Source organism: Rhodococcus sp. NBC_00294, assembly GCF_036163995.1.
Taxonomy (GTDB): Bacteria; Actinomycetota; Actinomycetes; order Mycobacteriales; family Mycobacteriaceae; genus Rhodococcoides.
Map to the genome: position 1 here is coordinate 802,679 of NZ_CP108043.1, position 25,185 is coordinate 827,863.

A 25,185-nucleotide genomic window follows, 5' to 3' on the forward strand; every position below is an offset into this window, starting at 1 on the left:
CCGCGCGTGCCGACCTGCGCATCTTCAGGACCGGTACAGAATCGACCCGTCCACCTCGGTGACCGACGACAGCCCGGCCAGTCCCATGGTGATGTCGAGGTCGCCCAGCAGGCACCGCAGCGCATGGACGACACCCTCCCGGCCCGCGAGTCCCAGGCCGTACACCCACGGCCGCCCGTAGAACACCGCGTCGGCGCCGAGGGCCAGCGCGACCACCACGTCGGCGCCGGAGCGGACACCGGAATCGAGCAGCACGGTCGCGTGATCCCCGACGGCCGCGGCGACGGGTTCGATCGCGTCGAGCGCGGCGATCGAGTTGTCCACCTGTCGCCCACCGTGATTGGAGACGACGACGCCGTCGGCACCCGCGTCGACGACGGCACGGGCGTCGTCGGGGTGCAGGATCCCCTTGACCACGACGGGCAGATGCGTCCACTCACGCACCCGCGCGACGTCGGACGGGCGGAGCGTGTGGTTGCCGAACATGCCGACCCAGGTGAGCACCGCGATCTGCAGCGCCTCGGCACTCTCCTCGGGAGGCGACGCCAGGCGTGAGCGAAAGACCGGATCGGACAGGTAGTTCGCGATGCCCTCGGCGCGGAGGAAGGGCAGATGACCGAGCGTGAGATCGCGCGGACGCCACCCGATGCCGGGGGTGTCCGCCGTGACGACGATGACCTTCGCTCCCGCCGCGGTGGCACGACGCACCAATGACTCCGCGACGCCGTCGTCCGACGGCCAGTACAGCTGGTACCACCAGTTCTCGCCGGACTCCGCCGCGACGTCCTCGAGTGGGGTGGACGACGCGGTGGACAGCACCGAGCCGATCCCCAGCTCGGCGGCGGCCGACCCGACGGCGGGTTCCGCCGCGGGGTGCACCATGCCGAGGACGCCGATGGGCGCGGTGAGCACCGGTGCGGCGAGGGTGGTCCCCAGCACGGTCACCGACAGGTCGCGGGCGTCCGGTGCGCTGGCCCCGCGCCACATCCGGGGAACGATCCTGCGGGAGCCGAACGCGTCGACGTTCCCACGCGCCGTGCGTTCCGTGGACGCACTCCCGGCGATGTACGCGAACGCGGCCGCGGACAGCGTCTCGCGCGCCCGCTCCTCGAGACCGTCGGCCGTCATCGGCAGGTCGGGGGTCGTGCCGCCGAGCCCGGTCAGGTAGATCTCGTTCTGGAAGTTGCCGAAAGTGCTCACACGCAAACGCTAGCGAACGCGCACGCCCGGCAACACGATTTCACGCTGGCGAGCGTCGCATGTCCGGCAGGATGACGCCATGCCGGATCCCTATGTCGCCTCCCCCGACCGCTACGACACAGACCGCCCGACAGCGATGCCCTACCGCTGTACCGGTGAGAGCGGACTGAAGCTGCCCGCCATCTCGCTGGGGCTGTGGCACAACTTCGGTGACGACGTGCCGCTCGCCACCCAGCGCGCCGTCCTCCGCCGGGCGTTCGACCTCGGCATCACCCACTTCGATTTCGCCAACAACTACGGGCCGCCGTACGGCAGCGCGGAGATCAACTTCGGCCGCATCCTGCGGGAGGACTTCGGGCCGTACCGCGATGAGCTGGTCATCTCGACGAAGGCGGGGTGGGACATGTGGCCGGGCCCGTACGGCTTCGGCGGGTCGCGCAAGTACCTGCTGAGCTCACTGGACCGCTCACTCGAGCGCATGGGGCTCGACAGCGTCGACATCTTCTACAGCCACCGCCCCGACAAGGACACACCCGTCGAGGAGACCGCGGGCGCGCTGGTCAGTGCCGTCGAGCAGGGCAAGGCGCGCTACGTGGGCATCAGCTCGTACTCGGCGGCGCGCACCCGCCAGATGGCGGCACTGCTGTCCGATGCGGGAGTGCCACTGCTGATCCACCAGCCGAGTTACTCGATGCTCAATCGCTGGATCGAGTCCGATCTACTGCCGGCCGTCGACGAGCTGGGAGTCGGCGTGATCGCGTTCTCCCCTCTCGCGCAGGGCATGCTGACCGACAAGTACCTCGGCGGCATCCCCGACGAGTCGCGCGCGGCACAGGGGAAGTCGTTCGATCCCGAGTGGCTGACCGAGGACATGCGCGGGCATCTGAACGCGCTGAACGACATCGCCGCGGCGCGGGGGCAGTCGCTCGCCCAGATGTCGTTGGCGTGGGCGCTGCGGGACCCGCGGGTCACGACGGTGCTGATCGGCGCCTCGTCCGTCGAGCAGCTCGACGACAACGTGGGTGCACTCGCGCAACTCCGATTCGACGACGACGAACTGAGCCGCATCGACGAACACGCCACCGAGGCCGGGATCAACCTGTGGGAGGAACCCTCCCGTATCTGAGGGCGGCATACGATCGAGACGTGCATGCCATCACGCTGACCGAGTACGGCGACCCGGAGGTCATGGTCTGGACCGAGGTACCCGATCCGGTGCCCGGCCCGGGCGAGGTCCTGATCTCGGTGTCCGCGTCCGCCGTCAACCGCGCCGATCTGCAGCAACGGCAGGGCAACTATCCGCCGCCATCCGGCGCCACCGACATCCTCGGGCTCGAGTGCTCCGGTGTGATCGCCGACGTCGGTGCGGACGTCACCTCGTGGAAGGTCGGCGACCGGGTCTGCGCGCTGCTCGCGGGCGGTGGCTACGCCGAGCAGGTGGTGGTGCCGGCCGGACAGGTGCTGCCCGTTCCCGACGGGCTCGACCTGCACGTGGCCGCATCGCTGCCCGAGGTCGCGTGCACGGTGTGGTCCAACGTCGTCATGTACGCCGGCTTGTCCGCCGGGGACACGTTGTTGATCCACGGCGGTGGCAGCGGCATCGGCACGCACGCCATCCAGGTGGCGAAGGCCCTCGGCGCGCGCGTCGCGGTGACGGCAGGCTCGGCGGAGAAGCTCGAGATCTGCCGATCGTTCGGCGCGGACATCCTCATCGACTACAAGACCTCGGACTTCACCGAGGAGTTACGGTCCGCGACGGACGGGCACGGAGCCGACGTCATTCTCGACAACATGGGCGCGAAGTACCTCTCTCTCAACATCTCCGCGCTCGCGATGGACGGCCGCCTGGTCACGATCGGCATGCAGGGCGGCCGGGTGGCCGAGTTCGACTTCGGCGCGCTGATGGCCAAGCGCGGCAGTGTGCACTGCGCCGGGTTGCGGGCGCGCCCCCTCACCGGCCCGGGCGGCAAGGCCGACATCGTGCGCCAGGTGCGCGAGCACGTGTGGCCGATGATCGCCGACGGTGCGGTCGTGCCCGTCGTGCACGCGGAGGTGCCGGTGTCGGACGCACCGCAGGCTCATCGCATGCTGGACGACCACGCCACGGTGGGCAAGGTGATCCTGCGCGTCCGCTGACGGGCGCGGATCAGGTCAGCGTCTCGAGAACCGTGACGAGCTGGTCGATCTCGTGCCGCGTCGTGTACGGGGCCAGCCCCACCGTGATCGCGCCACCGGCATCGGCGACACCCAGCGACTCGAGCAGGCGGCTGCCGCCGTGCAGGCCACCGACCACGTCGATCCTGTTGTCCGCCAGTCGCGCCGCCACCTTGTCGGAGTCGACGCCGTCCACGCTGATGCTCAGGCACGGGATGCGGCTGGACGCCTGACCGATGGCCATGACGTGCGGCAGTGCCGCCACACGTTCCTGCAGGTACGCGAAGAGCCGATCCTGATAGTCCTGCAGCGAGCCGATGGACATCTCGAGACGCTGTCGGCGTGTCCCGCTCGCGTTCTCGTCGAGGGCGGCGAGACAGTCGACGGACGCGGTCATCCCCGCGAGCAGTGAGTAGTGCAGACCGGCGACCTCGAGCCGCGCCGGACCCTTCGCATCGGTGTCGAGCGCCTGCGACGGCAACCGGTCGAGCAGCTCGGGGTCCCGGAACACCAGCGCTCCGACGCGAGGCCCACCCCAGGCCGCGGCGTTGACGGCGACGACGTCCGCCCGGAGTTCCTCGATGTCGAGCACCGCGTAGGGGGCCGCACCCACCGCGTCGACGACCAGCAGCCCACCGGCGTCGTGCACGAGGTCGGCGGCGACACGGACGTCGGGGGCCGACCCCACCACCGTCGACGCCGCGGTCAGCGCGACGAGCCGAGTGTTCGCCGCGATGAGTTCCCCGAACTGCCAACTGGGGAGCTCGCACGTCTCGATGTCCACCTCGGCCCACTGCACCTGGGCGCCGTACCGATTGGCGATGCGCAGCCACGGTGCCACGTTCGCCTCGTCGTCCAGCCGGGACAGGACGATGCCCGTACCGAGGCCGAGACGCGTGCTGAGGGCTTCCGCGAGAGCGGTCAGGAGGATGCCGTGGTCCGGACCGAGGACCACGCCCTCGGGGGTTCCACCGACCAGATCTGCGACGGCCTGCCGAGCTTCGTCGGCGACCTTCGCGCTGCGCTGCGCGTAGGGGTGCCGACCGATGTGCGTCGATGCGGTCCCACGGAAGGTGGTGGACACGGCCGTGGCCACCCGGTCGGGGATCTGCATGCCCAGCTGCGGATCGAGGTGGATCCAGCCGTCGCCGAGCGAGGGAAACAGCCCTCGTACGCGGGCGACGTCGTAGGTCATGCCGCACACTCTAGGCGCCGACGGCGACAGGGCGGGCACGCACGGGCACGCCCCGGACCCCACCCTGGTGAGCGACCCGGGTCAAGATGGAGACATGACGTCTTCACACGAGCAGAACTCGGACGGCGGCCGCGCGGACGACAGCGCCGACCACGTCGTCGTCATCGGTCCGGACGGGCAGCCGATCGCGCTCAGTCCCCGCGAGGCGGCGGCCGCCGCTGCCCGCGCGAACGTCACCGGGGCCGGCGACTCGTCGGACGGCGACGACCAGGAATCGCTGGCGGACATGGTCGAGCAACCCGCCAAGGTCATGCGCATCGGCACCATGATCAAGCAGCTCCTCGAGGAGGTGCGCGCGGCACCGCTGGACGACGCCAGCCGCACCCGCCTCAAGGAGATCCACACCTCCTCCATCCGTGAGCTCGAGCAGGGACTCGCGCCGGAGTTGCGCGACGAGCTCCAGCGCCTGGCGTTGCCCTTCGGCGAGGACGCGGTGCCGTCCGACGCCGAGCTCCGCATCGCCCAGGCACAACTGGTGGGCTGGCTGGAGGGACTGTTCCACGGCATCCAGACGGCACTCTTCGCTCAGCAGATGGCGGCGCGCGCCCAGCTCGAGCAGATGCGCCAGGGTGCACTTCCGCCCGGTGTGTCCATCGGCGGCGGCGGTCAGGGCCAGCACGGGCAGGGCACCGGCCAGTACCTCTGACGGTTCTCGTCTGTAGGGTCGTCGGTCGTGGCAGCACCAGCGATCGACTCGAACACCGGGGACTCGAACTCCGGGGATGCACCCGCGTCCGATTCGCAGACGTTCCGCCGGGCCGTCCGCGATCTCCGGCAGGGCTACGCCCAGCGTGAGCTGTGGCTGAGCCTCGGGTGGCAGGACATCAAGCAGCGGTACCGGCGTTCCGTCATCGGCCCGTTCTGGATCACCATCGCCACGGGTGTGCAGGCCGTCGCGATGGGTCTGCTGTACTCGGTCCTCCTCGACATCGACCTGAAGTCGTTCCTGCCCCACGTCACCGTCGGGCTCATCATCTGGAACCTCATCAGCGCGTCGATCCTCGAGGGCGCCGACGTCTTCGTGGCCAACGAGGGCCTGATCAAGCAACTGCCGTCGGCACTGAGCGTGCACATCTATCGGCTCGTGTGGCGCCAGGTGCTGCTCCTCGGCCACAACATGCTGATCTACCTGATCATGCTCGCGGTGTTCCGTCCCGAGCTGCACTGGACCATCGTCATGGCGATCCCGGCGTTCGGTCTGATCGTCGTCAACATGGTGTGGGTGTCACTGCTCTTCGGCATCATCGCCACCCGCTATCGCGACCTGGCCCCGATCCTCGGCAGCGTCGTCACGCTGCTGTTCTTCATGACGCCGATCGTGTGGACCACGGCGAATCTGCAGAAGATGGGCGGGGCCGCGGCGGACCGCGCGCGGCTGGTGGAGATCAATCCGCTGTTCCACTACCTCGACATCCTGCGCGCGCCCCTGATCGGCGAGGACCAGCAGGCGTACCACTGGTACATCGTGCTGGCGTTCACCGTGGTCGGCCTGGCCGTCACCATGGTGGCGATGCGTACGTTCCGGGCCCGCGTGCCCTACTGGGTCTGATCGGACGAGACACACATGACAGTCAGCATCGAGACGCACGCCGCGTGCGTCGACTTCCCCATCTTCGACGCCAAGACCCGGTCGCTGAAGAAGGCGTTCCTCGGCAAGGCCGGCGGCACCATCGGACGCAACAGCAGTGACGTCGTCGTCGTGGAGGCGCTGCGCGACATCACGCTCTCACTGAAGGAGGGCGACCGCGTCGGACTGGTCGGCCACAACGGTGCGGGCAAGTCGACGCTCCTGCGCCTGCTGGCGGGCATCTACGAACCCACCCGCGGCAGTGCCGTCGTGCGGGGTCGCGTCGCGCCGGTCTTCGACCTGGGCGTCGGCATGGACCCGGAGATCTCCGGTTACGAGAACATCATCATCCGCGGCCTGTTCCTCGGCCAGACACGCAAGCAGATGATGTCGAAGATCGACGAGATCGCCGACTTCACCGAGCTCGGCGAGTACCTCGACATGCCGCTGCGCACCTACTCGACGGGCATGCGCGTGCGCATCGCCATGGGCGTCGTCACGAGCATCGACCCCGAGATCCTGCTGCTCGACGAGGGCATCGGCGCTGTCGACGCCGAATTCATGAAGAAGGCGCGCACTCGTCTGCAGAAGCTCGTGCAGCGCTCGGGCATCCTCGTCTTCGCCTCGCACTCCAACGAGTTCCTCGCCCAGCTCTGTGATTCGGCGATGTGGATCGATCACGGCCACGTGCGGCAGCAGGGCGGTATCGAGGAGGTCGTGCGGTCGTACGAGGGCGACGACGCGGGAGACCACGTCGCGCACGTCATTCGTGAGCTGGAGGCCGCGGATCGTGGCCAGGCCGATCACGACCCGCATGCCTGAGTTCATCGTCGGCGTGGTGGTCACCCACCGGCGCCGCGAGCTGCTGGCCCAGTCCCTCGCCGTCCTGACGTCGCAGACCCGTCCGCTCGACCATCTGATCGTGGTGGACAACGCGAACGAGACCGCGGTCCGCGAGCTCGTCGAGAGCGCAGACGTGCCGACCACCTACCTCGGGAGCAAGCACAACCTCGGTGGGGCCGGCGGCTTCGCGCTGGGGATGCTGCACGCGCTGTCCCTCGGTGCCGAGCGGGTGTGGCTCGCCGACGACGACGGCAGGCCGGAGGGGCCGGACGTCCTCGCCACGCTCCTCGACTGCGCGGTGCGCCACGGCCTCGACGAGGTCTCCCCCGTCGTGTGCGACATCGACGATCCCGATCACCTCGCGTTCCCGCTGCGACGCGGCACCGCGTGGCGACGGTGGCGGTCCGAACTCGGTGACGAGGAGTTGTTGCCGTCCTACGCGTCGTTGTTCAACGGTGCGTTGTTCTCGGCCGCTGCGATCGACGCCGTCGGTGTCCCCGACCTCCGGCTCTTCGTCCGCGGCGACGAGGTCGAGATCCACCGTCGCCTCACACGCTCGGGGCTGGCTTTCGGCACGTGCCTGCAGACCGCGTACCTGCATCCGAACGGCGCCGACGAGTTCAAGCCGATCCTCGGCGGCCGGATGCACACGCAGTATCCGGACGACGCCACCAAGCGCTACTTCACCTACCGCAACCGCGGATACCTTATGGCTCAACCCGGCATGCGCAAGCTTCTCCCGCAGGAATGGGTGCGCTTCGGGTGGTACTTCGTGGTCACACGACGGGACCTCCGCGGCCTGCGCGAGTGGTTGCGTCTGCGCAAGCTCGGCCGGGATGAGTACTTCCGCAAACCCTGAACTACGGTATGTCCCCATGACGAGTGGACGGTGCGGGTGATGCGGTGGAGCCGACGCGTCAGAGCCTCGGCGCGGGGCAAGGTCGTGCAGGCAGTCCAGGACGCCGTGGCACCCGAGGCCGACCGTCGTCACAGTGAGTTGATAGACCTGATCACGGGTCAGGCGAAGACGATCGCCGACCTCCAGGAATCCATCACCACGCTGGAGTTCCGGATGCGCCGCGACATCCCGTTCGCCTCGGACCTCGAGGCCACCGCCTCGAGTGCCGACTTCGTGGAGGACCACCTCCCGCGGACGCCGTCGTTCACCCGTCCCGACCTCACGTTGCGCCACGCACTGGGTGCGGTGTCCATCGACGGCATGGCACTCGAGTTCGGGGTCGCCACCGGGACCACGCTGGCGATCATCGTCGACGAGTGGCGCCGCGCCGCCAACGTCGGAGTCATCGCCGGCTTCGACACCTTCGAGGGCCTGCCGGAGGACTGGCGCACCGGCTTCGAGGCCGGGACCTTCGCTCAGGACGCTCTACCGGACGTTCCGGGAGCGCACCTGGTGAAGGGCATGTTCCAGCAGACCCTCGGGCCGTTCCTGTCGAAGAACCGCGGCCCGGTCGCGTTCCTGCACCTCGACGCCGACCTGTACTCGTCGACCGACTTCGTCCTGCGTCGTCTCGAGTCACGACTGGTGCCGGGCACCGTCATCGTGTTCGACGAGTTCTTCAACTTCCCCGGCTGGGCCCTGCACGAGTACAAGGCGTGGACCGAGTTCGTCCACCGCACCGGGGTGACGTTCGAGTACCTCGCCTACACGTCCAACAACGAGCAGGTGGCGGTCCGGCTCACCTGACCGATTCGGTGACGGCAGTGTCGATCCCGTAGAGGCGCGCCCAGTTCTCGCGTGCGATGAGATCGGCACCGGCCGCGCGGTACTGCTCCTGCAGAGCAGGAGCCTCCCGCCGCAGACGCCGCATCACCTTGACGGCACGCACCATCAGCGCGACCCCGCGTGCCTTGTCCCGCTTGCGGATTCGAACGCCGCCCTGTGATGCGTCGGTGACCACGACGTGGTCGAACCTGGCGATGTGCCACCAGTGCGCGTCCTCGCGTGTGACGCCGACGAGACCGCCGATCGTGCGTCCGAGGAACTGGTCGACACCGCGCTTGGCCAACACCGCTCGCATCGCGCTCGGCTCCCCGCCCGCTCGCGACACCCGCACCTCCGCGGAGGGCACCGGCGCGGTGGCCGCCGGGTGCATGATCGTCTCCGGGTACTCCTTGCGGTCGGCTCGGATACGAGCCATCGCCGCCATGCCGCCGTCGGACAGATGGTCCGGCCCCGACAGCCAGTCCTCGATACCCTTCAAGGTGGTGTGGGCGAGGCCGTACTGCATTCCGACGACGTACTCGGCGATGTGCCGCAGGAACATTCGCGACAACACCGTCGTGTTCAGGTCGCTGTGCAGAGACCCGACGATCAGCGAGTTGCGCGTGCTGAAGTACCGCGCCCAGTCGTCGAAATCTTTCCAGTAGAAGTCGGCGTGCCACACCGCCGCGTTGGGCAGCGTGACGGTCGGGAAGCCGGCACGGCCGGCGCGCACGCCGTACTCCACGTCGTCCCACTGGAAGAACATGGGAAGCGGGAGACCGATCTCCTCGACGACCTCGGACGGGATCAGGCACGTCCACCAGGCGTTGTAGCCGGCGTCGACCCGGCGCTCCTGGTTCTTCTTGATCATGCTCTTGTTGGACAACGCCTTTCCGACGGTGCGACCGTGCTGCAGGTGCAGGAAGTCCACCTCCTCCGCGCCGACGTTGAGGTAGTCGGGATTGAGCAGGAACAGCATCTGCGCACCGACCAGGGTCGGCTGCGCCGTGACGTTGGCGAAGGCGCTCAGACGCAGCACCGTCTCCGGCTCACACAGGATGTCGTCGTCCATGAGGATGACGTCGACACCACTCCGAGACGCGGTCACCTCGTACAGTCCACGCGTGAAACCGCCCGCACCACCGAGATTGGGCTGCCGGAGGTACACCAGGGTGTCGCCCATCCGCGCCCGCGCATCGGCGAACTCCGGCTGATCCTGCACGAGGTCGGTGCCCTGATCCACGACGTGCACGGTGTCGATCAGCGACAACACCACGTCGTCGGACGCCAGTGCGGCCACCGTGTGCGCACAGTCGATGGCGCGGTTGAACGTGCAGATGGCAATGGCCACCGGACGTCTCGGCACCGTGGTGGCGTGGGTCCACTCGAGGCCGTCGACGACGGCGGACTCGCCGAACGTCTCGAACTCCAGCCAGAGGGCACCGCCGTCGACGAACTTGTCGAGCGGAGCCTCGAATGTCAGCACGGCGTCGCTCCGCGTCTCCTGCACCGACACGATGCGGCGGTGACCGGCGATGTCCGAGGCCAGCAGTCGCACTCGGACACGGCCGCTCGTCGCGATGCGCAGAGACGCCGTGACCGCGCCGACCGTGGTCCACCGCTGCCAGTAGGACGCCGCGAAGCGCCCGAAGTACGTGTTGGTGTGAGCGAAGGAGTTCTTCGCGAGCGTCATGTCGTGGCGCCTGCGATCCCCGCTGCCCTTCTCGATCTGCACGTACAGATCGGGATTCACTCTGGTGGAGGGGCCGAGGAAGACGCCTCGCTGGAGGACCAACCTGTCGTGGCCGCTGTGCGGAATCGTCGCGGGCGCGGTCGACTGCATCGGTTGTCCAACTCCTGACAGTAGAGACAGGCGTGCTCGTCGCACCCCGTAACAAATGAGACCGGTCTGTGACCTACGATAACAACCGGGAGGGTTCCGTCGCGTCCATGACACTTGCGGGGAACGACGTGTCGGTCAGGAAGCGAGGACGGTGTGACGCACACGCCTGTCGTGACCTCGGTCGAGACGTCCCGTCGAGAGCGCTGGTCCTGGGGTCTCGGCTCCGGTGTGGTGGTGGTGCTGGGATTCGTCGCGATCCTCGTGAGCGACCATCGCTTCTTCTACCTCGACGACACCGAGTCGGGCGCGGTGGGCAACTGGCTGGCTCTGGGCCGACTGCTGCGTGAAGGGCAGTTCCTCCCCCTCGTCACCACCCAGTGGATGGCCGGCAACTACCCGGTCGAGGGCCAGGGTGGGCTCTGGAATCCCGTGCAGATGATCGTCAACCTCATCTCACCGTCGGTGGACGACCTGGCACTGCTCGCTGCCGTCGTCAAGATCTTCTTCGCCGTGGTGCTGGCGATCGGCGTCTACCGCGTGGCTCTCGAATACGGATCCAGGCCCTCCTGGGCGGCGGTCGCTGCGACTGCCACGCCGTTCGCGGGATTCACCCTCTTCTTCGAGCAGCCGTCCTGGGTGACGTCGCTGATCGGCATGGCCTGGGTGATCAATGCCTGGGCGAGTGCCGTGCGCTATGCCCGCGGCACCTCCGGTCCGCTACCGGTCTTCGCGTTTCTCTACCTCGCCATCAGCGTGGGGTACGTCCACGCGGCCCTCATGGCCGGAGTCGCCGCGGGCGCGGTGATGATCGGCGAGTACCTGCGTGCGCGCGTCCTGATGCCGGTGATCCGACTCGGGGCCGTATCGATCGCCGCCGCCCTGTGCGGCGCCGTCACGTTCCTCCCCGGCGTCCTCACCTCGGGCGTCACCTGGCGCTCGGGCGCCGAGGGAACCCTCAACGACAACTTCCTCGTGGTCCCCTGGTCGGAGACCTTCAGCGCGAGCCTGCCGTCGGCGGTGACCAGCATGGAGTCGTGGAGTGGCGAGACCACCATGGCCCCGGTCACCTACATCGCCTGGTTCCTCGTCCCGGCTGTGGCATTCATCGACTGGCGCCGTGTGCCGACGGTCGTGCGCGAACTGTCCGGTCCCCTCATCGTTCTCGGCGCCCTGCTCCTGTACACCGCGGGGCCGTCCGACATCGGGCCGATCCGTTGGCCCGGACGACTGCTGCCCTTCGTCGCTGCCGCCCTGCTCATCATCGCCGCAGTTCTGCTGAGCCGTTTCGGAACCCTGCGCTCTCTGCGCGGCCGACTGACCGCCGCCGGCGTCATCACGGGCGTCCTGCTGATCCGCGCGCTGTCGTCCGGACCGCAACTGGCCGGCCGACACCTGCTGTCCGTCCTCTTCGTCGTCGTTCTCGGCGGGCTCGTCGTCGCCGTCTTCCGCGCGCGCAGGGCGACCGCCGCCACCGCGCTGCTCATGGTGTCTGTCATTCCCGTCGCGCTGTACCAGATCCACAACTACCGGCCCGTTCTGAGCGAGTGGAACTTCCCGTCGTCCCAGCAGGAGGCGCGTGCGGAGTTCCCGGACTGGACCGGGACCACGCTGCAACTGGGCGATCGGGCACTGTCCGACAGATCGCCCGAGGACGCCACGGATCGCTGGCGTGCGCAGGTGTACGGCAACTACGCCAAGGTGCTCGACCTGAACTACGTCAGCGCCTACACGCCGGTCGGCCACCAGGCGTTCTCGGAACTGTTGTGCGTCGCCTACGAGGGCACCACCTGCCCCGATGCGTACCGCAACGTGTTCCGTCCCGACGTCTACACCGGGCGGACCACGGCGGATCTGATGTTGCTCGACCGCGTCGTCGTCCAGAAGGCGCAGTACCCGATGTGGCGGCAGCTTCCGGTTCCTCCCGGATGGCGCTGGGTCGACGTCCCACGACCGCAGTCCGACCAGGTCGCCGTCCTCGAACGGGTCGACGGGCCGGTGTCGACGCAGGAGGGCACCGTGTCCGCGACGGTGAACGCCGACGTCGAGCCGGTGCGCTCGAGCGACGTCGACGAGAGCCTGCGGGTGAGCTCCGCCGCCGGCGGCAGCGTGGTCTTCGCCAGGCTCGCCTGGCCGGGATACACGGCCACGCTGAACGGACAGCCGTTGCAGACCAAGGGGCTGGGCGACACCTTCCTCTACGTCGACCTGCCCCCGGGTACCACCGACGCCGATCTCGAGCTGACTTTCCGCCCGCCCGGGTTTCGGCTCGGACTGGCTGCCATGGGCGCTGGAATCGTCGTTCTGCTGGGCCTCGTCGTGCTCGACGTCCGACGACGGTTCTCCGCGCGACCGCAGTCGTCGGCCGCTCGCTCGTCGGCAACCGGCCCCTCTGCGTTATAGGGTCGGCTCTCGTGACTGACGATCAGCTTCCGCACCGGATCTCGGTCATCGTTCCCGTCTACCAGGGTGAGAGGACCCTCGGCCCGTTGACCGACGAGCTCGAGACCCTCACCCGGCCCTTTCTGACCCCCGGTCGCCGACTCGCGGTGGTCGAGGAGGTCCTGTTGGTGTTCGACCACGGCCCGGACGGATCCGCGGCCGTCATCCGAGACCTGGCGGACCGTCACTCGTTCGTCCGCGGAATCTGGCTCAGTCGCAACTTCGGGCAGCACCCCGCGACGCTCGCGGGCATGGCCTCGAGTGGCGGCGAGTGGATCGTCACGATGGACGAGGACGGGCAGCACGATCCCGCCGACATCGGCGGACTTCTCGACACCGCACTCGACGAGCAGGCCTCGGTCGTCTACGCCCGCGGTACCAACGCCGCCCCGCACGGACTGTGGCGCAACGCGACGAGCAAGGGTTCGAAGTGGCTCATCGCCAAGGCGTTGGCCGGTGAGAACACCGTGCAGTACAGCAGCTTCCGCATGGTCGTGGGCGAGGTCGGACGGTCGGTGGCCGCCTACGCCGGATCCGAGGCGTACCTCGACGTCGCACTCGGGTGGATCGCCGGCAGTGTGACCACCAGCCCGGTGACGCTGCGCGAGGAACAGGGACGGCGTTCCGGCTACAACCTGCGGACCCTGCTGTCCCACTTCTGGCGCATGGTTCTCTCCAGCGGCACCAAGGGTTTGCGTCTGGTCAGCGTGCTGGGGGTGGTGTTCGCCGTTCTCGGTCTCGTCCTGGTCGCCTATCTCCTCGTCGTGTACACGTTCTTCGACCCGGACACCGAGGTCCGCGGCTGGGCGTCCACCATGGTCGTCCTGCTGTTCGGATTCGGGGCCACCCTGTTCTCTCTCGGCGTCGTCGCCGAGTACGTCGGCGTCAACGTGAAGACCGCGATGGGAAAGCCTCCCTATCTGATCGTGGGCGATCCGGCTGCCGGGCCACTGGGTCGGGCCGACCGGGTGTCCCCGAGCCCGGACGCCGAGAACCGGGACGCCGAGAACCCCGACCTCTCGTGACGACGTTGTCCTGGGTCGTCGGGAGTGGTGGACTTCTCGGCTCGGCCGTCTCCGCCGAACTCGCCCGTCGTGGGCACCGGGTGGTGACCGAGACGATCCCGTGGCTCGACGAGGACGCGGCGCGCACCGTGATCACCTCTCGCGCGCGAGCGGTGGCCACCTCCGACGCACGCCGCGTCAATGTCGTGTGGTGTGCGGGCGCAGGCGTCAACGGCACGCCGCGCGCGGCCTTCGACCGGGAGAACGACCTGTTCGCGCACGCGTTGGCACAGCTCGAGTCGTATGCGGTCCCGAGGCCGGAGCCTGTCACCGTCTTTCATGCGTCGTCCGCCGGTGGGGTCTACGCGGGCACGCCCGACGCACCGCACGACGAGTCGAGCGCGGTCGCGCCGCTGGGCGAGTACGGCCACGCGAAGCTACGCGCCGAGCAGAGAGCGGTGGATTTCGGTCGACGCACCGATGCGTCGGTGGTGGTCGGCCGCTTCGCCAACCTGTACGGACCGGGACAGAACCTGTCGAAGCCGCAGGGCCTCATCTCCCACCTGTGCCGCGGGTACCTGCTGGCATCACCCATCTCGATCTACGTGCCCATCGACACCCTGCGCGACTACCTCTACATCTCCGATGCGGCAGAGATGGTGGCGGACGCCCTGGACGTCGCCGCGCGGGAGCGCACGGAGCCCGTCACCAAGATCTTCGCCTCGGGGAATGCCGTCACCATCGGCGCCATTCTCGGCGCGTGCAGGTCCGTCTTCCGTCGGCGACCGCTCGTCGTCCAGGCCGCCTCCCCGTTGTCCTCGCTCCAGGGCCGTGACCTGCGTCTTCGATCCACCGTCTGGCCCGAGATCGATCGCAGGACTCACCGCACGCTGCCCGCCGGCATCGCCTCGACGCTGGAGTCCATCCGGTCCTCGCTCCTCGCCGGCCACCGCGGGTGACGAACCCGGAGCGGGTCCGCGAGTTTGTGCCACGGTGAACGCTGCTGAGACACTGCCGTGGTGACCGCCGATCAACCTGCCGACGACGACCGTGTCGTCGTGGACGCGCAGCCGGTCGGCCCGCTCCTCCGCCTGATGGGCAACCAAGGACTCGTCTTTCTCCTGGTGGGCGGCTTCAACACGGTGCTCGGCACCGTCTGGTTCATCGTCTGGCAGCTCGCGATCGGTGACACGCTCGGTTATCACGCCGCGATCGTGCTCGGCTACCTGTGCAACGTGCTGACTGCCTTCTGCACGAATCGCTACCTCGTCTTCCGGGTGCGGGGACACGTGCTCCGCGACTTCTGGCGCTTCGTGGTGGTCAACTCCGGGGCCTTTGCGGTGAACCTCGCCGCGATGACCGTGGCCGTCTCGGTACTCGGATTCGCGCCCATCCCGTCCCAGCTGGTCATCACCTTGCTCACCGCCTGCATCAGCTTCTTCGGCTACCGCGACTTCTCGTTCAAGCGCTCGTCCTCGGTGAAAGGTTCCTGACATGGCACCCCGCGTGTCGATCGTGGTCCCGGCGTACAACAACGCCGACTTCATCGGCGAGACCATCGAGTCGATCCTGAGTCAGACCTACCGAGACTTCGAGCTGGTGATCGCCGATCACGCGTCGACCGACTCCACCCTCGACGTCATCGCCCGCTACGACGACGGTCGCATCCGCGTCGAGCACACCGAGGCCGGCGGCGGAGCGAAACGCAACTGGGACAGAGTGAGTCGACTGGCCACGGGCGAACTGATCAAACTCGTGTGCGGCGACGACACGATCACCGAGACGTCGATCGCCGACCAGGTCGCCGCGTTCGACGCGCACCCGTCGGCCGTCCTGGTGGCGTCGCAACGCACGCTCGTCGACGCCGCCGGCAAGACCATCATCGCCACGCGTGGACTGGGAAAGTTGTCCGGCCTCGTCGACGGACGCACGGCCGCACGCACCGCGGTGCTCGCCGGCTCCAACATCTTCGGTGAGCCGGGATGCGTCCTGATGCGACGAGACGCCCTCGCCGACATCGGCTGGTGGGACAACGACCACCCGTTCCTCATCGATCAGGCGACCTTCACGGAGGTCGCACTCAAGGGTGACGTGGTTGCCATCCGCTCGTCGCTCGCGGCGTTCCGCATCAATGCCGGGCAGTGGAGCGTGCGCCTGGCGCGGGAACAGGCGGGGCAGGCCGCGGGATTCCATCGGAAACTGCGCGCGGCCTACCCGGACCTGCTGTCCGAGAACGACGTTCGTATCGGTAATGCTCGCGCGCTCGTGACGTCGTTCCTGCGCCGCGCGGTGTACGTGCTGCTGCGGCGGCGCATCACGCACCAGCCGCCAGAACCCGTCTGATCAGAGCGTCCGTTCGCCGGCCGATGCGTAGGCCGCTTCGGTCGCGGCTTTCTGCGGCGCCCACCAGGATTCGTTGTCGCGGTACCAGTCGATGGTGGCGGCGAGTCCGCTGCGGAAGTCGGAGTAGCGGGGTGTCCAGCCGAGTTCGGTGCGCAGGCGGGTGCTGTCGATGGCGTAGCGCAGGTCGTGGCCGGGGCGGTCGGTGACGAAGTCGAAGTCGGCCTTGTCGTGGCCGCAGAGTTCGAGGATGGTCTCGACGACGGTGCGGTTGTCGACCTCGCCGTCGGCGCCGATGAGGTAGGTCTGGCCGAGGGCGCCCTTGTCGATGATGGTCCAGACGGCGGTGTTGTGGTCCTCGACGTGGATCCAGTCGCGGACGTTGAGTCCGGCGCCGTAGAGCTTGGGGCGGATGCCGGTGAGGACGCCGGTGATCTGGCGGGGGATGAACTTCTCGACGTGCTGGTAGGGGCCGTAGTTGTTGGAGCAGTTGGAGATGGTGGCGCGGACGCCGAAGGATCGGGTCCAGGCTCGCACCAGCAGGTCGCTGGAGGCCTTGGTGGAGGAGTACGGCGAGGAGGGGTTGTAGGGGGTGTTCTCGGTGAACCGGGCGGGGTCGTCCAGCTCGAGGTCGCCGTAGACCTCGTCGGTGGAGATGTGGTGGTAGCGGACGTCGTGGGTGCGGACCGCTTGGAGGAGGGTGGTGGTGCCGACGATGTTCGTGTGCACGAACGGCCAGGGGTCGCCGAGAGAGTTGTCGTTGTGGGATTCGGCGGCGAAGTGGACGACGAGGTCGGTGTCGGCGACGAGGCGGTTCACGAGGGCGGTGTCGGTGATGTCGCCGTGGACGAAGGTGATGCGGTCGGCGACAGGCTGGAGGGAGGCCTTGTTGCCGGCGTAGGTGAGGGCGTCGAGGACGGTGATCTCGATGTCGGGGCGGGTGCGGGCGGTCAGGTGCACGAAGTTCGCGCCGATGAACCCGGCGCCGCCGGTCACGAGCATTCTCATGGGCGGCACTTTACGTGGGAGAGCGGCGCGAAGCGCAGTCTGAAAGACTCGACCATCATGCGAGGAATCATTCTGGCCGGTGGCACGGGGTCGCGGCTGCATCCGATCACTCAGGGCGTGAGCAAGCAGTTGGTGCCCGTCTACGACAAGCCGATGATCTACTACCCGCTGACCACGCTGATGCTCGCCGGGATCCGCGACACCCTGATCATCACCACCGCGCAGGACGCCGAGCAGTTCCAGCGGCTGCTCGGTGACGGCTCCCAGTTCGGCATCTCGCTGACCTACAAGGTGCAACACGAACCCAACGGCCTCGCGCAGGCGTTCGTGCTGGGTGCCGAGCACATCGGCACCGAGGGCGCCGCGCTGGTGCTGGGGGACAACATCTTCTACGGCCCCGGCCTGGGAACGCAGCTGAGCCGGTTCGGGGACATCGACGGCGGCGCGGTGTTCGCCTACGAGGTCTCCGACCCCACCGCGTACGGGGTCATCGAATTCGACGAGAGCGGCACCGCCCTGTCCTTGGAGGAGAAGCCGACGCACCCGCGGTCGAACTACGCGGTACCGGGGCTGTACTTCTACGACAACGACGTCATCGCCATCGCCCGCGACCTCGCCCCCTCCGCTCGCGGGGAGTACGAGATCACCGACGTCAACCGCCACTACCTCGAGGCGGGGACCCTGCAGGTGCAGGTGCTGCCGCGTGGGACCGCGTGGCTCGACACCGGCACCTTCGAATCACTCCTCGACGCCTCCAACTACGTGCGCACCATCGAACAACGCCAGGGACTCAAGATCGGCGCCCCCGAGGAGGTGGCGTGGCGACGCGGGTTCATCACCGACGACGACCTGCGCGCCCGCGCGCAGACACTGCTCAAGTCCGGATACGGGGCATACCTGCTGGACCTGCTCGAGAGAGGACACCGACCGTGAGCTTCCGCGAACTGCGCGTCCCCGGGGCGTTCGAATTCACTCCCCGCCAGTTCGGCGACGACCGCGGGGTGTTCTTCGAATGGCACAAGGACTCCGCCTTCACCGCCGCCGTCGGCCACCCTCTGGAACTGCTGCAGGCCAACTGCTCGGTCTCCGCCGCCGGTGTGCTGCGCGGCATCCACGTCACCGTCGACCCACCCGGACAGGCGAAGTACGTCACCTGCACCCGCGGCGCATTCCTCGACGTCGTGGTCGACCTCCGCAAGGACTCACCGACGTACGGCACCTGGGACTCGGTGCTCATCGACGACGTCGACCGCCGCGCGGTGTACCTGCCCGTCGGGCTCGGGCACGCGATCCTCTCCCTCGAGGACCACTCCACGGTGATGTACCTGTGCAGCCTCGAGTACACCCCCGGAGCGGACCGCGACATCCACCCGCTCGACCCCGACCTCGCCATCGACTGGCCCACCCACGGCCGCGACGGCACACCCCTGACCTACCAACTCTCCGACAAGGACGCCGCGGCACCCGCGTTCGCGGACTGGGCCTAGCGCAACTTGAAGATCACCGCTCGCTGGACCACGAAGTTGATCACCGTCGCGGTGCCCTGCGCGATGACGAACGCCGCGGCGCTGTAGAGGATCGTCTCGGGCCACAGGTGCCCGAACAGCGTGTACAGCACGTTCTGGACACCGAACGTCGCCGCGTACAGGACGACGACGGCCACGAACCGCGCCCGCGACGGCGGTGCCGCGAACGTCCAGCGCCGGTTGATCAGGTACGCGACGGTGGTGCCCACGACGAATCCCGCGGCCTTGGCCAGCGAGAGCTGCACGTCCAGGCCGTACTGCAGCGCGATGGTGATGGAGAAGTCGACGACGGCCGACAGCACCCCGGTGACGAGGAACCGGACGATCTGGGTCCGCAGATCCAGCGCGTCGTCGGCGGTGTTCTCCGTGACGGGGATCTCGACGGGCAGAGGAAGGCGCTGGTGATCGTCTGATGACACAGAGCGTCAGCGTACTGGCCCTCTCACTGCCTGTAACCTGGCGAACGATGTCCATCACCGAATTGCCACCCACCAGTGCGCGCACCCTCACCGGGTGGGCACGTACCTCGCCCACCACGGCGCAGGTGCTGACCACGTCCGATCCCGAGATCGTGGCCGCCGCCGTCCTCCGGGTCGCGGAGCAGAACGAGAGCAAGCCGTCCCATCTGCGGCGCGGCGTCATCGCCCGCGGACTCGGCCGTTCGTACGGTGACAACGCGCAGAACGGCGGCGGGCTCGTCGTCGACATGAGCGCACTGAACCGCATCCACTCGATGGACGCGGAGACGCACATCGTCGATGTGGACGGTGGAGTGAGCCTGGACCAGCTGATGCGTGCGGCACTGCCGTTCGGATTGTGGGTCCCCGTGCTCCCCGGCACTCGTCAGGTGACCATCGGCGGCGCCATCGGGTGTGACATCCATGGCAAGAACCATCACAGCGCCGGCAGCTTCGGCAATCACGTGCGCTCGATGGAGCTGCTGCTCGCGGACGGCACCGTCCGCCACATCACGCCCGACGGCGACGACGCGCCGCTGTTCTGGGCCACGGTGGGCGGAAACGGCCTGACCGGCATCATCCTGCGAGCGACCATCGAGATGACGCCGACCGAGACCGCGTACTTCATCGCCGACGGCGACGTGACGGCGAGCCTCGACGAGACCATCGCGATCCACAGCGACGGCAGCGAGAGCCGATACGACTACTCGAGCGCCTGGTTCGACGCCATCTCGGGTCCGCCGAAGCTGGGACGTGCGGCGCTGTCGCGCGGATCGCTCGCGACCCTGGACCAGCTGCCGGCGAAGCTGCAGAAGGATCCGCTGCGCTTCAGCGCGAAGCCGCTGCTGACCTTCCCCGACATGTTCCCCAACGGCCTCGCGAACAAGTACACGTTCGGACCCATCGGCGAGCTCTGGTACCGCAAGTCGGGTACCTACCGCGGCAAGGTGCAGAACCTGACGCAGTTCTATCACCCGCTCGACATGTTCGGGGAATGGAACAGGGCCTACGGCCCGGCCGGATTCCTGCAGTACCAGTTCGTGGTGCCGCCGCAGGCCGTCGGCGAGTTCAAGAAGATCATCCACGACATCCAGCGCTCCGGGCACTACTCGTTCCTCAACGTCTTCAAGCTCTTCGGGCCGGGAAACCAAGCGCCACTGAGCTTCCCGATCGAGGGCTGGAACGTCTGCGTCGACTTCCCGATCAAGGACGGCCTGGGCGCGTTCGTCGCGGACCTCGACCGGCGGGTGCTCGAATTCGGCGGACGGCTCTACACAGCCAAGGACTCCCGGACGTCCGCGGACACGTTCCACGCGATGTACCCGCGCATCGACGAGTGGATCGCCGTTCGGCGATCCGTCGACCCCACAGGCGTCTTCGCCTCGGATATGGCCAGAAGGTTGGAACTGCTGTGACGATCGATGCTGTGGGCGACCCACAGACCATTCTCGTACTGGGTGGCACGAGCGAAATCGGCCTCGCGATCACCGAGGAGTACCTCGCCACGTCGTCTGCCCGCGTGATCCTCGCGGCACTGCCGAACGACCCCCTGCGTGACGCCGCCGTTGCACAGCTGAACGCCAAGGGCGCCAAGTCCGTCGAGGTCATCGACTTCGACGCACTCGACACCGCGTCGCACCCGAAGGTCATCGACGAGGCCTGGTCCAAGGGTGACGTCGACGTCGCGATCGTGGCGTTCGCGGTGGACTTCGACCCGGAACTGTTGTGGCAGGACCAGAACAAGGCCGTGCTCACGGCCAACATCAACTACACCGCGTCGGTGTCGGTGGGTGTGCTCCTCGGCGAGAAGATGAAGGCGCAGGCCTTCGGCCGCATCATCGTCATGTCCTCCGTCGCGGGCGAGCGCGTGCGCCGCTCCAACTTCGTCTACGGCTCCACCAAGGCCGGACTCGACGGGTTCTACCTCGGCCTCGGGGAAGCCCTGCGCGAGTTCGGACCTCGCGTCACCGTCATCCGTCCGGGCATGGTGCGCACCAAGTTCAGCGCGCACGTCAAGGAAGCACCGCTGACGGTGGACAAGGAGGACATCGCCAAACTGGCCGTGTCCGCGTCCCGCAAGGGCAAGGATCTGGTGTGGGCTCCGGGGCCCTTCCGCTTCGTCATGATGGCGCTGCGGCACGTCCCGCGTCCGATCTTCCGCAAACTCCCCATCTGAGCAGGGCCATGCCGAACAGAGTCATGCGGACGGCTCTGAGTACCAGCGCAGAGGCCGTCGCCGCGGCAGTCGTCGCGGCCGCGGTGGCGGCCGTCGGTCTGTACGCCTTCTCCCTGGTGCAGTGGCCGGCGTTCAACTCCTCCAACGTGACTCGCGCCGTCGCGACGGTCGGGCAGGTGGCTGCTCTCGCCGTGCTGGCCGCGTCGGTGGTGATGCTCCGGCTGCGCCGCTCCCCCCGTGTCGCGACCCTGCTGTCGTGGATCGGCCTCTCCGGATTCGTCACCGTCACACTCGGCATGCCGCTGGCCGCCACGAAGCTGTACTTGTTCGGCATCTCGGTGGATCAGGAGTTCCGCACCGAGTACCTCACTCGCCTCACCGACTCGCCGGCACTGGCCGACATGACCTACGCCGACCTCCCGCCGTACTACCCCGCGGGGTGGTTCTGGGTCGGTGGCCGGGTCGCGGACGCGCTCGGTATTGCCGGGTGGGAGGCCTACAAGCCCTACGCCATCGCGTCCCTCGCCGTCGCCGCCGTGGTCTCGCTCGTGCTGTGGCGCAGTCTCGTTCGGGCGGACCTGGCAGTACTGGCCGCGCTCGGCGTGACGGCCCTGATGCTGGCCTACGGTTCACCCGAGGCCTACGGCGCCACGATCGCAGTCATGATCCCGCCCGCGCTGATCCTGGCGTGGGGTGCACTCCATCGCCCGGGGTCGACACGCGGCGCAGGATGGGGAGCCGTCGTCGGCACCGGCCTGTTCCTCGGTGTCGCCGCGACGGTCTACACCCTCTATCTCGGTATCGCGGCCTTCACCGTCGTGCTCATGGCGGTGGTCGCGGCGGTGCTGCGCTATCGGGGGAACCGTTCCCTCGCAGTACTGCTCGACCCGGCACTTCGCCTCGTCGTCATCGCAGGCATCTCCGGGCTGCTCGCGCTCACCGTCTGGGCGCCGTACCTGCTCGCGTCGCTGACGGGCAGCACGGCGGAGAGCGGTACCGCTCTGCACTACCTGCCGGAGTCCGGGTCCGAGCTGCCCTTCCCGATGGCGCAGTTCACCCTCACGGGCGCCCTGTGCCTCGTCGGCACTCTGTGGATCGTGGTGCGAGTCCGTGATTCTCGCCGTGCGCAGGCCCTGGGTCTCGGCGTCGTCGCCGTCTACGGGTGGTGCCTGCTGTCGATGCTCGCCACTGTCGCGGGTACCACCCTGCTCGGCTTCCGACTCGAGGCGGTGCTGGTGCTGATCCTCGGCGCCGCGGGCGTGTTCGGCTTCCTGGAGGGCGCTCGGGCGCTCTACCTGGTGGCGAGTGAGTCGCCCCGGGTCCGAACCGTCTCCGTCGCGGTCGGGATCGTCGGCGCCGTCGCCTTCGCCCAGGACATCCCCCACGTCCTGCAGAACGAGATCACGGTGGCGTACACGGACACCGACGGCGACGGAGTCCGTGCCGATCAGAGACCACCGAGCGCCGTGTCGTACTACGGCGAGGTCGACGCGGCACTCCAGGAGGCGCGGCCCGGTCCGCGGACCGACACGGTGTTGCTCACCTCGGACACGACGTTCCTCGCGTACCACCCATATTTCGGGTTCCAGGGGCTGACGTCGCACTACGCGAACCCGCTCGCCGAGTTCGCCGCCCGCGCCGACGCCATCGAGTCGTGGAGCGATCTGCGCAGCAGCGACGAACTGATAGCCGCCCTCGATGCCCTGCCGTGGCGCGCCCCCGACGCGTTCCTCTTCCGCCGCGGCGCCGACGGTTACACGTTGCGTCTCGCGGAGGACGTGTACCCCAACGATCCGAACGTGCGCCGCTACACCGTCTCCTACCCCGAGTCGCTGTTCGACGACCCTCGCTTCGAGATCCGCGAGATCGGTCCGTTCGTCCTCGTCGTGCGCACGTGACCGCCCGCCGGGCGGACCTCCTCGCTGCCACCGTCTACACGCTGCTGTCCGTGCTGGTGCTGCACAACCAGTGGCAGCACCTGCAGTCGCAGTACCTCCGTTTCAGCGGCCAGGACCAGACCATGTGGGAGTGGTTCTTCGCCGTGACCGCCCGCTCGGTCACCCATCTCGACAACCCGTTCTTCTCCGACCTGCAGAACGCGCCCGACGGCGTGAACATGATGGCCAATACCGCGATGCTCGGCCTGTCGGTACCTCTGACACCGATCACTCTGGCCTTCGGACCGGCGGCCACGTTCACCCTCGCCCTGACGCTCGGGCTGGCGACCACCGCCTACGGGTGGTACTTCCTGTTCTCCCGCACCGTGATCCGCTCACGTGCGGCCGCCGGTCTCGGCGGGCTCCTCAGCGGGTTCGCGCCGGGCATGATCTCGCACGCCAACGCCCACCCCAACTTCGTCGTGCTCGGAGTCCTGCCGTTCATCCTGTATCTGCTCGTCCGCATCGCCGACGCGGAGAACACTCGCCGTCGCCGTCACGCCGTCGTCCTGGGTCTCCTGGTGGCGTGGCAGGTGATGCTCGGCGAGGAGCCGCTCCTCGTCTTCGCGGTCGCCGTCGCCCTGATCACGGTGCTGTACTGGGTGTTCCGGCCGCGCCGGTTCGTCCCCATGGTCCGGCACGCGGCCCTGCCCGTGCTGGGTGCCGCACTGCTGACAGCGGTGCTCGTCGCGGTACCCCTGTGGTGGCAGTTCCGCGGGCGACAGCACTACAGCTACCTCGACCACAATCTGCCCGGGAACGATCTGGTGTCACTCGTCCGGTTCCCGCCCCAGTCGCTCTGGGGTGCAGCGTTTCCGATGGACGACGTCGCCCTGAACCCCACCGAGCAGAACGCGTACTTCGGCATCCCGCTGCTGCTTCTCGTCGTGGTCTCCGCCGTGGTGCTGCGCCGCCGTCCGATCGCGGTGGCCGCCTTCGTGTCGATCCTGATCCTCGGCGTCGCCTCACTGGGCGTCGCCCTCGTGGTCGACGGGACGGAGACCGGCATCGCCCTGCCCGGCGAGTACCTCGACCGGATCCCGCTCCTGCAGTCCGTCCTCGAGACCCGGTTCGTACTGGCCGCGGTGCCGGCCATGGCGCTGCTGATCGCGATGGTCACCGATCACGTCCTGACCGCACCCGCGTCGCGCCGCGTCGCCGTGGTGTGGACGGGCGCTCTCGCCGTCGCACTCGTCCCCCTCGCACCGACACCGCTGCCGACGGCCGACCGGGGAGAGACCCCGTCGTTCCTGGCGGACGGGACGTGGCGCGAGTACGTCGACACCGACGACCCGGGATCGATCGTCACCGTGCCGGTCCCGAATCCCGGCACCGCCGCAGCGCTGCGCTGGCAGGTGGACACCGGGCTCGAGTACCGCATCGCCGGTGGCTACTTCGTCGGACCGAGCGGACAACCGGACGGGGAGGCGAAGTACGGCGCGATCGATCGACCCACCGCGAAGCTGCTCGGCACCGCGGGACGCACCGGCATCGTCCCGACACTGAACGACGATCAGCGACGCACGGCGCGAGAGGACCTCGCGTTCTGGGATGCCGACGTGGTGATGCTGCCCCCGACCGAGAACCAGGACGCACTGCGCGACACCGTCGACGATCTGCTGGGTCGCACCGCCACCGAGATCGACGGCACGTACGTGTGGGACGTCCGCTGACGGTCGCGGATTCTGGCGGGGCGGGTCTCGTCGCCTAGC

General features: G+C 68.2%; 23 protein-coding genes. 18 read left to right on the top strand and 5 right to left on the bottom strand.

The window, feature by feature from the left end; translation table 11 throughout:
• Nucleotides 1-24: 24 nt before the first annotated feature.
• Complete coding sequence (locus tag OHB23_RS03865) at nucleotides 25-1,200, bottom strand: alpha-hydroxy-acid oxidizing protein (RefSeq protein WP_328810913.1); 1,176 nt, start codon at nucleotides 1,198-1,200, stop codon at nucleotides 25-27.
• A 79-nt stretch (nucleotides 1,201-1,279) separates the two neighbouring features.
• Between OHB23_RS03865 and mgrA the strand changes: the two genes are divergently transcribed.
• Together mgrA and OHB23_RS03875 are read left to right on the top strand one after the other, a co-directional pair.
• The gene (mgrA, locus tag OHB23_RS03870) at nucleotides 1,280-2,326 is read left to right on the top strand and encodes an L-glyceraldehyde 3-phosphate reductase (protein ID WP_328810914.1); all 1,047 of its coding nucleotides are present in this window, start codon (nucleotides 1,280-1,282) and stop codon (nucleotides 2,324-2,326) included.
• A 20-nt stretch (nucleotides 2,327-2,346) separates the two neighbouring features.
• Entirely contained in the window at nucleotides 2,347-3,336 is a 990-nt protein-coding gene (locus OHB23_RS03875; RefSeq protein WP_328810915.1) for an NAD(P)H-quinone oxidoreductase, read from the top strand.
• 10 nt (nucleotides 3,337-3,346) lie between these two features.
• Here the strand turns inward: OHB23_RS03875 and OHB23_RS03880 are convergent, their stop codons facing one another.
• Entirely contained in the window at nucleotides 3,347-4,549 is a 1,203-nt protein-coding gene (locus OHB23_RS03880) for a cysteine desulfurase-like protein (protein WP_328810916.1), read from the bottom strand.
• 94 nt (nucleotides 4,550-4,643) lie between these two features.
• Here OHB23_RS03880 and OHB23_RS03885 point away from each other — a divergent pair, with 94 nt between their 5' ends.
• From OHB23_RS03885 to OHB23_RS03905, 5 genes are read left to right on the top strand one after another with little or no spacing between them, the layout of a single operon-like run.
• The gene (locus OHB23_RS03885; protein ID WP_051613544.1) at nucleotides 4,644-5,255 is read left to right on the top strand and encodes a bacterial proteasome activator family protein; all 612 of its coding nucleotides are present in this window, start codon (nucleotides 4,644-4,646) and stop codon (nucleotides 5,253-5,255) included.
• Between the two features lie 27 nt (nucleotides 5,256-5,282).
• Nucleotides 5,283-6,158, top strand: a complete 876-nt coding sequence (gene wzm / locus OHB23_RS03890) for a galactan export ABC transporter permease subunit Wzm/RfbD (protein ID WP_027506560.1) — start codon at nucleotides 5,283-5,285, stop codon at nucleotides 6,156-6,158.
• A 15-nt stretch (nucleotides 6,159-6,173) separates the two neighbouring features.
• Nucleotides 6,174-6,998 carry a galactan export ABC transporter ATP-binding subunit Wzt/RfbE gene (gene wzt / locus OHB23_RS03895; protein ID WP_328810917.1) on the top strand — a complete coding sequence of 275 codons (825 nt, stop codon included), beginning with the start codon at nucleotides 6,174-6,176 and terminating at the stop codon, nucleotides 6,996-6,998.
• Nucleotides 6,991-7,878 (top strand): galactofuranosyltransferase GlfT1, encoded by an 888-nt coding sequence (glfT1, locus tag OHB23_RS03900; protein WP_328810918.1) that lies wholly within the window; start codon nucleotides 6,991-6,993, stop codon nucleotides 7,876-7,878. Before wzt ends, glfT1 begins: the two co-directional genes overlap by 8 nt.
• Nucleotides 7,879-7,917: 39 nt before the next feature.
• A complete protein-coding gene (locus OHB23_RS03905; protein WP_027506557.1) occupies nucleotides 7,918-8,724 on the top strand; it encodes a class I SAM-dependent methyltransferase in 807 nt (268 codons plus the stop codon).
• On the opposite strand, the gene OHB23_RS03910 is transcribed toward OHB23_RS03905, so the two are convergent.
• Complete coding sequence (locus OHB23_RS03910) at nucleotides 8,717-10,585, bottom strand: glycosyltransferase (protein ID WP_328810919.1); 1,869 nt, start codon at nucleotides 10,583-10,585, stop codon at nucleotides 8,717-8,719. The genes OHB23_RS03905 and OHB23_RS03910 overlap by 8 nt on opposite strands.
• Nucleotides 10,586-10,738: 153 nt before the next feature.
• On the opposite strand from OHB23_RS03910, the gene OHB23_RS03915 reads away from it, so the two are divergent.
• Genes OHB23_RS03915 through OHB23_RS03935 form a run of 5 tightly spaced genes read left to right on the top strand, consistent with a single transcriptional unit; the run spans nucleotide 10,739 to nucleotide 16,371 of the window.
• Nucleotides 10,739-12,985 carry a hypothetical protein gene (locus tag OHB23_RS03915; RefSeq protein ID WP_328810920.1) on the top strand — a complete coding sequence of 749 codons (2,247 nt, stop codon included), beginning with the start codon at nucleotides 10,739-10,741 and terminating at the stop codon, nucleotides 12,983-12,985.
• Between the two features lie 38 nt (nucleotides 12,986-13,023).
• On the top strand, nucleotides 13,024-14,049 hold the full coding sequence (locus OHB23_RS03920) for a glycosyltransferase (RefSeq protein WP_056444213.1): 1,026 nt from the start codon (nucleotides 13,024-13,026) through the stop codon (nucleotides 14,047-14,049).
• Nucleotides 14,046-14,987 (top strand): NAD-dependent epimerase/dehydratase family protein, encoded by a 942-nt coding sequence (locus OHB23_RS03925; protein WP_056443141.1) that lies wholly within the window; start codon nucleotides 14,046-14,048, stop codon nucleotides 14,985-14,987. Before OHB23_RS03920 ends, OHB23_RS03925 begins: the two co-directional genes overlap by 4 nt.
• 60 nt (nucleotides 14,988-15,047) lie before the next feature.
• The gene (locus tag OHB23_RS03930) at nucleotides 15,048-15,521 is read left to right on the top strand and encodes a GtrA family protein (RefSeq protein WP_231476428.1); all 474 of its coding nucleotides are present in this window, start codon (nucleotides 15,048-15,050) and stop codon (nucleotides 15,519-15,521) included.
• A 1-nt stretch (nucleotide 15,522) separates the two neighbouring features.
• Nucleotides 15,523-16,371 (top strand): glycosyltransferase family 2 protein, encoded by an 849-nt coding sequence (locus OHB23_RS03935; RefSeq protein ID WP_328810921.1) that lies wholly within the window; start codon nucleotides 15,523-15,525, stop codon nucleotides 16,369-16,371.
• Here the strand turns inward: OHB23_RS03935 and rfbB are convergent, their stop codons facing one another.
• Nucleotides 16,372-17,376, bottom strand: coding sequence for a dTDP-glucose 4,6-dehydratase (gene rfbB / locus OHB23_RS03940; protein ID WP_056443132.1), 1,005 nt, complete (start codon nucleotides 17,374-17,376; stop codon nucleotides 16,372-16,374).
• Nucleotides 17,377-17,433: 57 nt separating this feature from the next.
• Here rfbB and rfbA point away from each other — a divergent pair, with 57 nt between their 5' ends.
• Both rfbA and OHB23_RS03950 read left to right on the top strand, forming a co-directional pair.
• Nucleotides 17,434-18,309, top strand: coding sequence for a glucose-1-phosphate thymidylyltransferase RfbA (gene rfbA, locus OHB23_RS03945; protein WP_328810922.1), 876 nt, complete (start codon nucleotides 17,434-17,436; stop codon nucleotides 18,307-18,309).
• On the top strand, nucleotides 18,306-18,863 hold the full coding sequence (locus tag OHB23_RS03950) for a dTDP-4-dehydrorhamnose 3,5-epimerase family protein (RefSeq protein WP_056443125.1): 558 nt from the start codon (nucleotides 18,306-18,308) through the stop codon (nucleotides 18,861-18,863). The genes rfbA and OHB23_RS03950 overlap by 4 nt, the downstream gene beginning before the upstream one ends.
• On the opposite strand, the gene OHB23_RS03955 is transcribed toward OHB23_RS03950, so the two are convergent.
• A complete protein-coding gene (locus OHB23_RS03955; RefSeq protein WP_082544389.1) occupies nucleotides 18,860-19,321 on the bottom strand; it encodes a GtrA family protein in 462 nt (153 codons plus the stop codon). The two genes, OHB23_RS03950 and OHB23_RS03955, sit on opposite strands and share 4 nt — an antisense overlap.
• A gap of 47 nt (nucleotides 19,322-19,368) precedes the next feature.
• On the opposite strand from OHB23_RS03955, the gene OHB23_RS03960 reads away from it, so the two are divergent.
• The 4 genes from OHB23_RS03960 to OHB23_RS03975 are packed head-to-tail and all read left to right on the top strand — an operon-like array spanning nucleotide 19,369 to nucleotide 25,146.
• A complete protein-coding gene (locus OHB23_RS03960; protein WP_328810923.1) occupies nucleotides 19,369-20,775 on the top strand; it encodes an FAD-binding oxidoreductase in 1,407 nt (468 codons plus the stop codon).
• Nucleotides 20,772-21,536: a decaprenylphospho-beta-D-erythro-pentofuranosid-2-ulose 2-reductase gene (locus tag OHB23_RS03965; RefSeq protein WP_328810924.1), complete on the top strand. Its 765-nt coding sequence runs from the start codon at nucleotides 20,772-20,774 to the stop codon at nucleotides 21,534-21,536. The genes OHB23_RS03960 and OHB23_RS03965 overlap by 4 nt, the downstream gene beginning before the upstream one ends.
• Nucleotides 21,537-21,544: 8 nt before the next feature.
• Nucleotides 21,545-23,434, top strand: a complete 1,890-nt coding sequence (locus tag OHB23_RS03970; RefSeq protein ID WP_328810925.1) for a galactan 5-O-arabinofuranosyltransferase — start codon at nucleotides 21,545-21,547, stop codon at nucleotides 23,432-23,434.
• On the top strand, nucleotides 23,431-25,146 hold the full coding sequence (locus OHB23_RS03975; protein ID WP_328810926.1) for a glycosyl transferase: 1,716 nt from the start codon (nucleotides 23,431-23,433) through the stop codon (nucleotides 25,144-25,146). Before OHB23_RS03970 ends, OHB23_RS03975 begins: the two co-directional genes overlap by 4 nt.
• The last annotated feature ends 39 nt before the right edge of the window (nucleotides 25,147-25,185 follow it).

What these genes read in the sequence shown, in the direction of transcription:
- mgrA (WP_328810914.1), top strand. Translation starts at nt 1,280, where the DNA reads ATGCCGGATCCCTATGTCGCCTCCCCCGACCGCTACGACACAGACCGC.
- OHB23_RS03880 (WP_328810916.1), bottom strand. Translation starts at nt 4,549, where the DNA reads ATGACCTACGACGTCGCCCGCGTACGAGGGCTGTTTCCCTCGCTCGGC.
- OHB23_RS03885 (WP_051613544.1), top strand. Translation starts at nt 4,644, where the DNA reads ATGACGTCTTCACACGAGCAGAACTCGGACGGCGGCCGCGCGGACGAC.
- wzt (WP_328810917.1), top strand. Translation starts at nt 6,174, where the DNA reads ATGACAGTCAGCATCGAGACGCACGCCGCGTGCGTCGACTTCCCCATC.
- glfT1 (WP_328810918.1), top strand. Translation starts at nt 6,991, where the DNA reads ATGCCTGAGTTCATCGTCGGCGTGGTGGTCACCCACCGGCGCCGCGAG.
- OHB23_RS03905 (WP_027506557.1), top strand. Translation starts at nt 7,918, where the DNA reads ATGCGGTGGAGCCGACGCGTCAGAGCCTCGGCGCGGGGCAAGGTCGTG.
- OHB23_RS03910 (WP_328810919.1), bottom strand. Translation starts at nt 10,585, where the DNA reads ATGCAGTCGACCGCGCCCGCGACGATTCCGCACAGCGGCCACGACAGG.
- OHB23_RS03935 (WP_328810921.1), top strand. Translation starts at nt 15,523, where the DNA reads ATGGCACCCCGCGTGTCGATCGTGGTCCCGGCGTACAACAACGCCGAC.
- rfbB (WP_056443132.1), bottom strand. Translation starts at nt 17,376, where the DNA reads ATGAGAATGCTCGTGACCGGCGGCGCCGGGTTCATCGGCGCGAACTTC.
- rfbA (WP_328810922.1), top strand. Translation starts at nt 17,434, where the DNA reads ATGCGAGGAATCATTCTGGCCGGTGGCACGGGGTCGCGGCTGCATCCG.
- OHB23_RS03960 (WP_328810923.1), top strand. Translation starts at nt 19,369, where the DNA reads ATGTCCATCACCGAATTGCCACCCACCAGTGCGCGCACCCTCACCGGG.
- OHB23_RS03970 (WP_328810925.1), top strand. Translation starts at nt 21,545, where the DNA reads ATGCCGAACAGAGTCATGCGGACGGCTCTGAGTACCAGCGCAGAGGCC.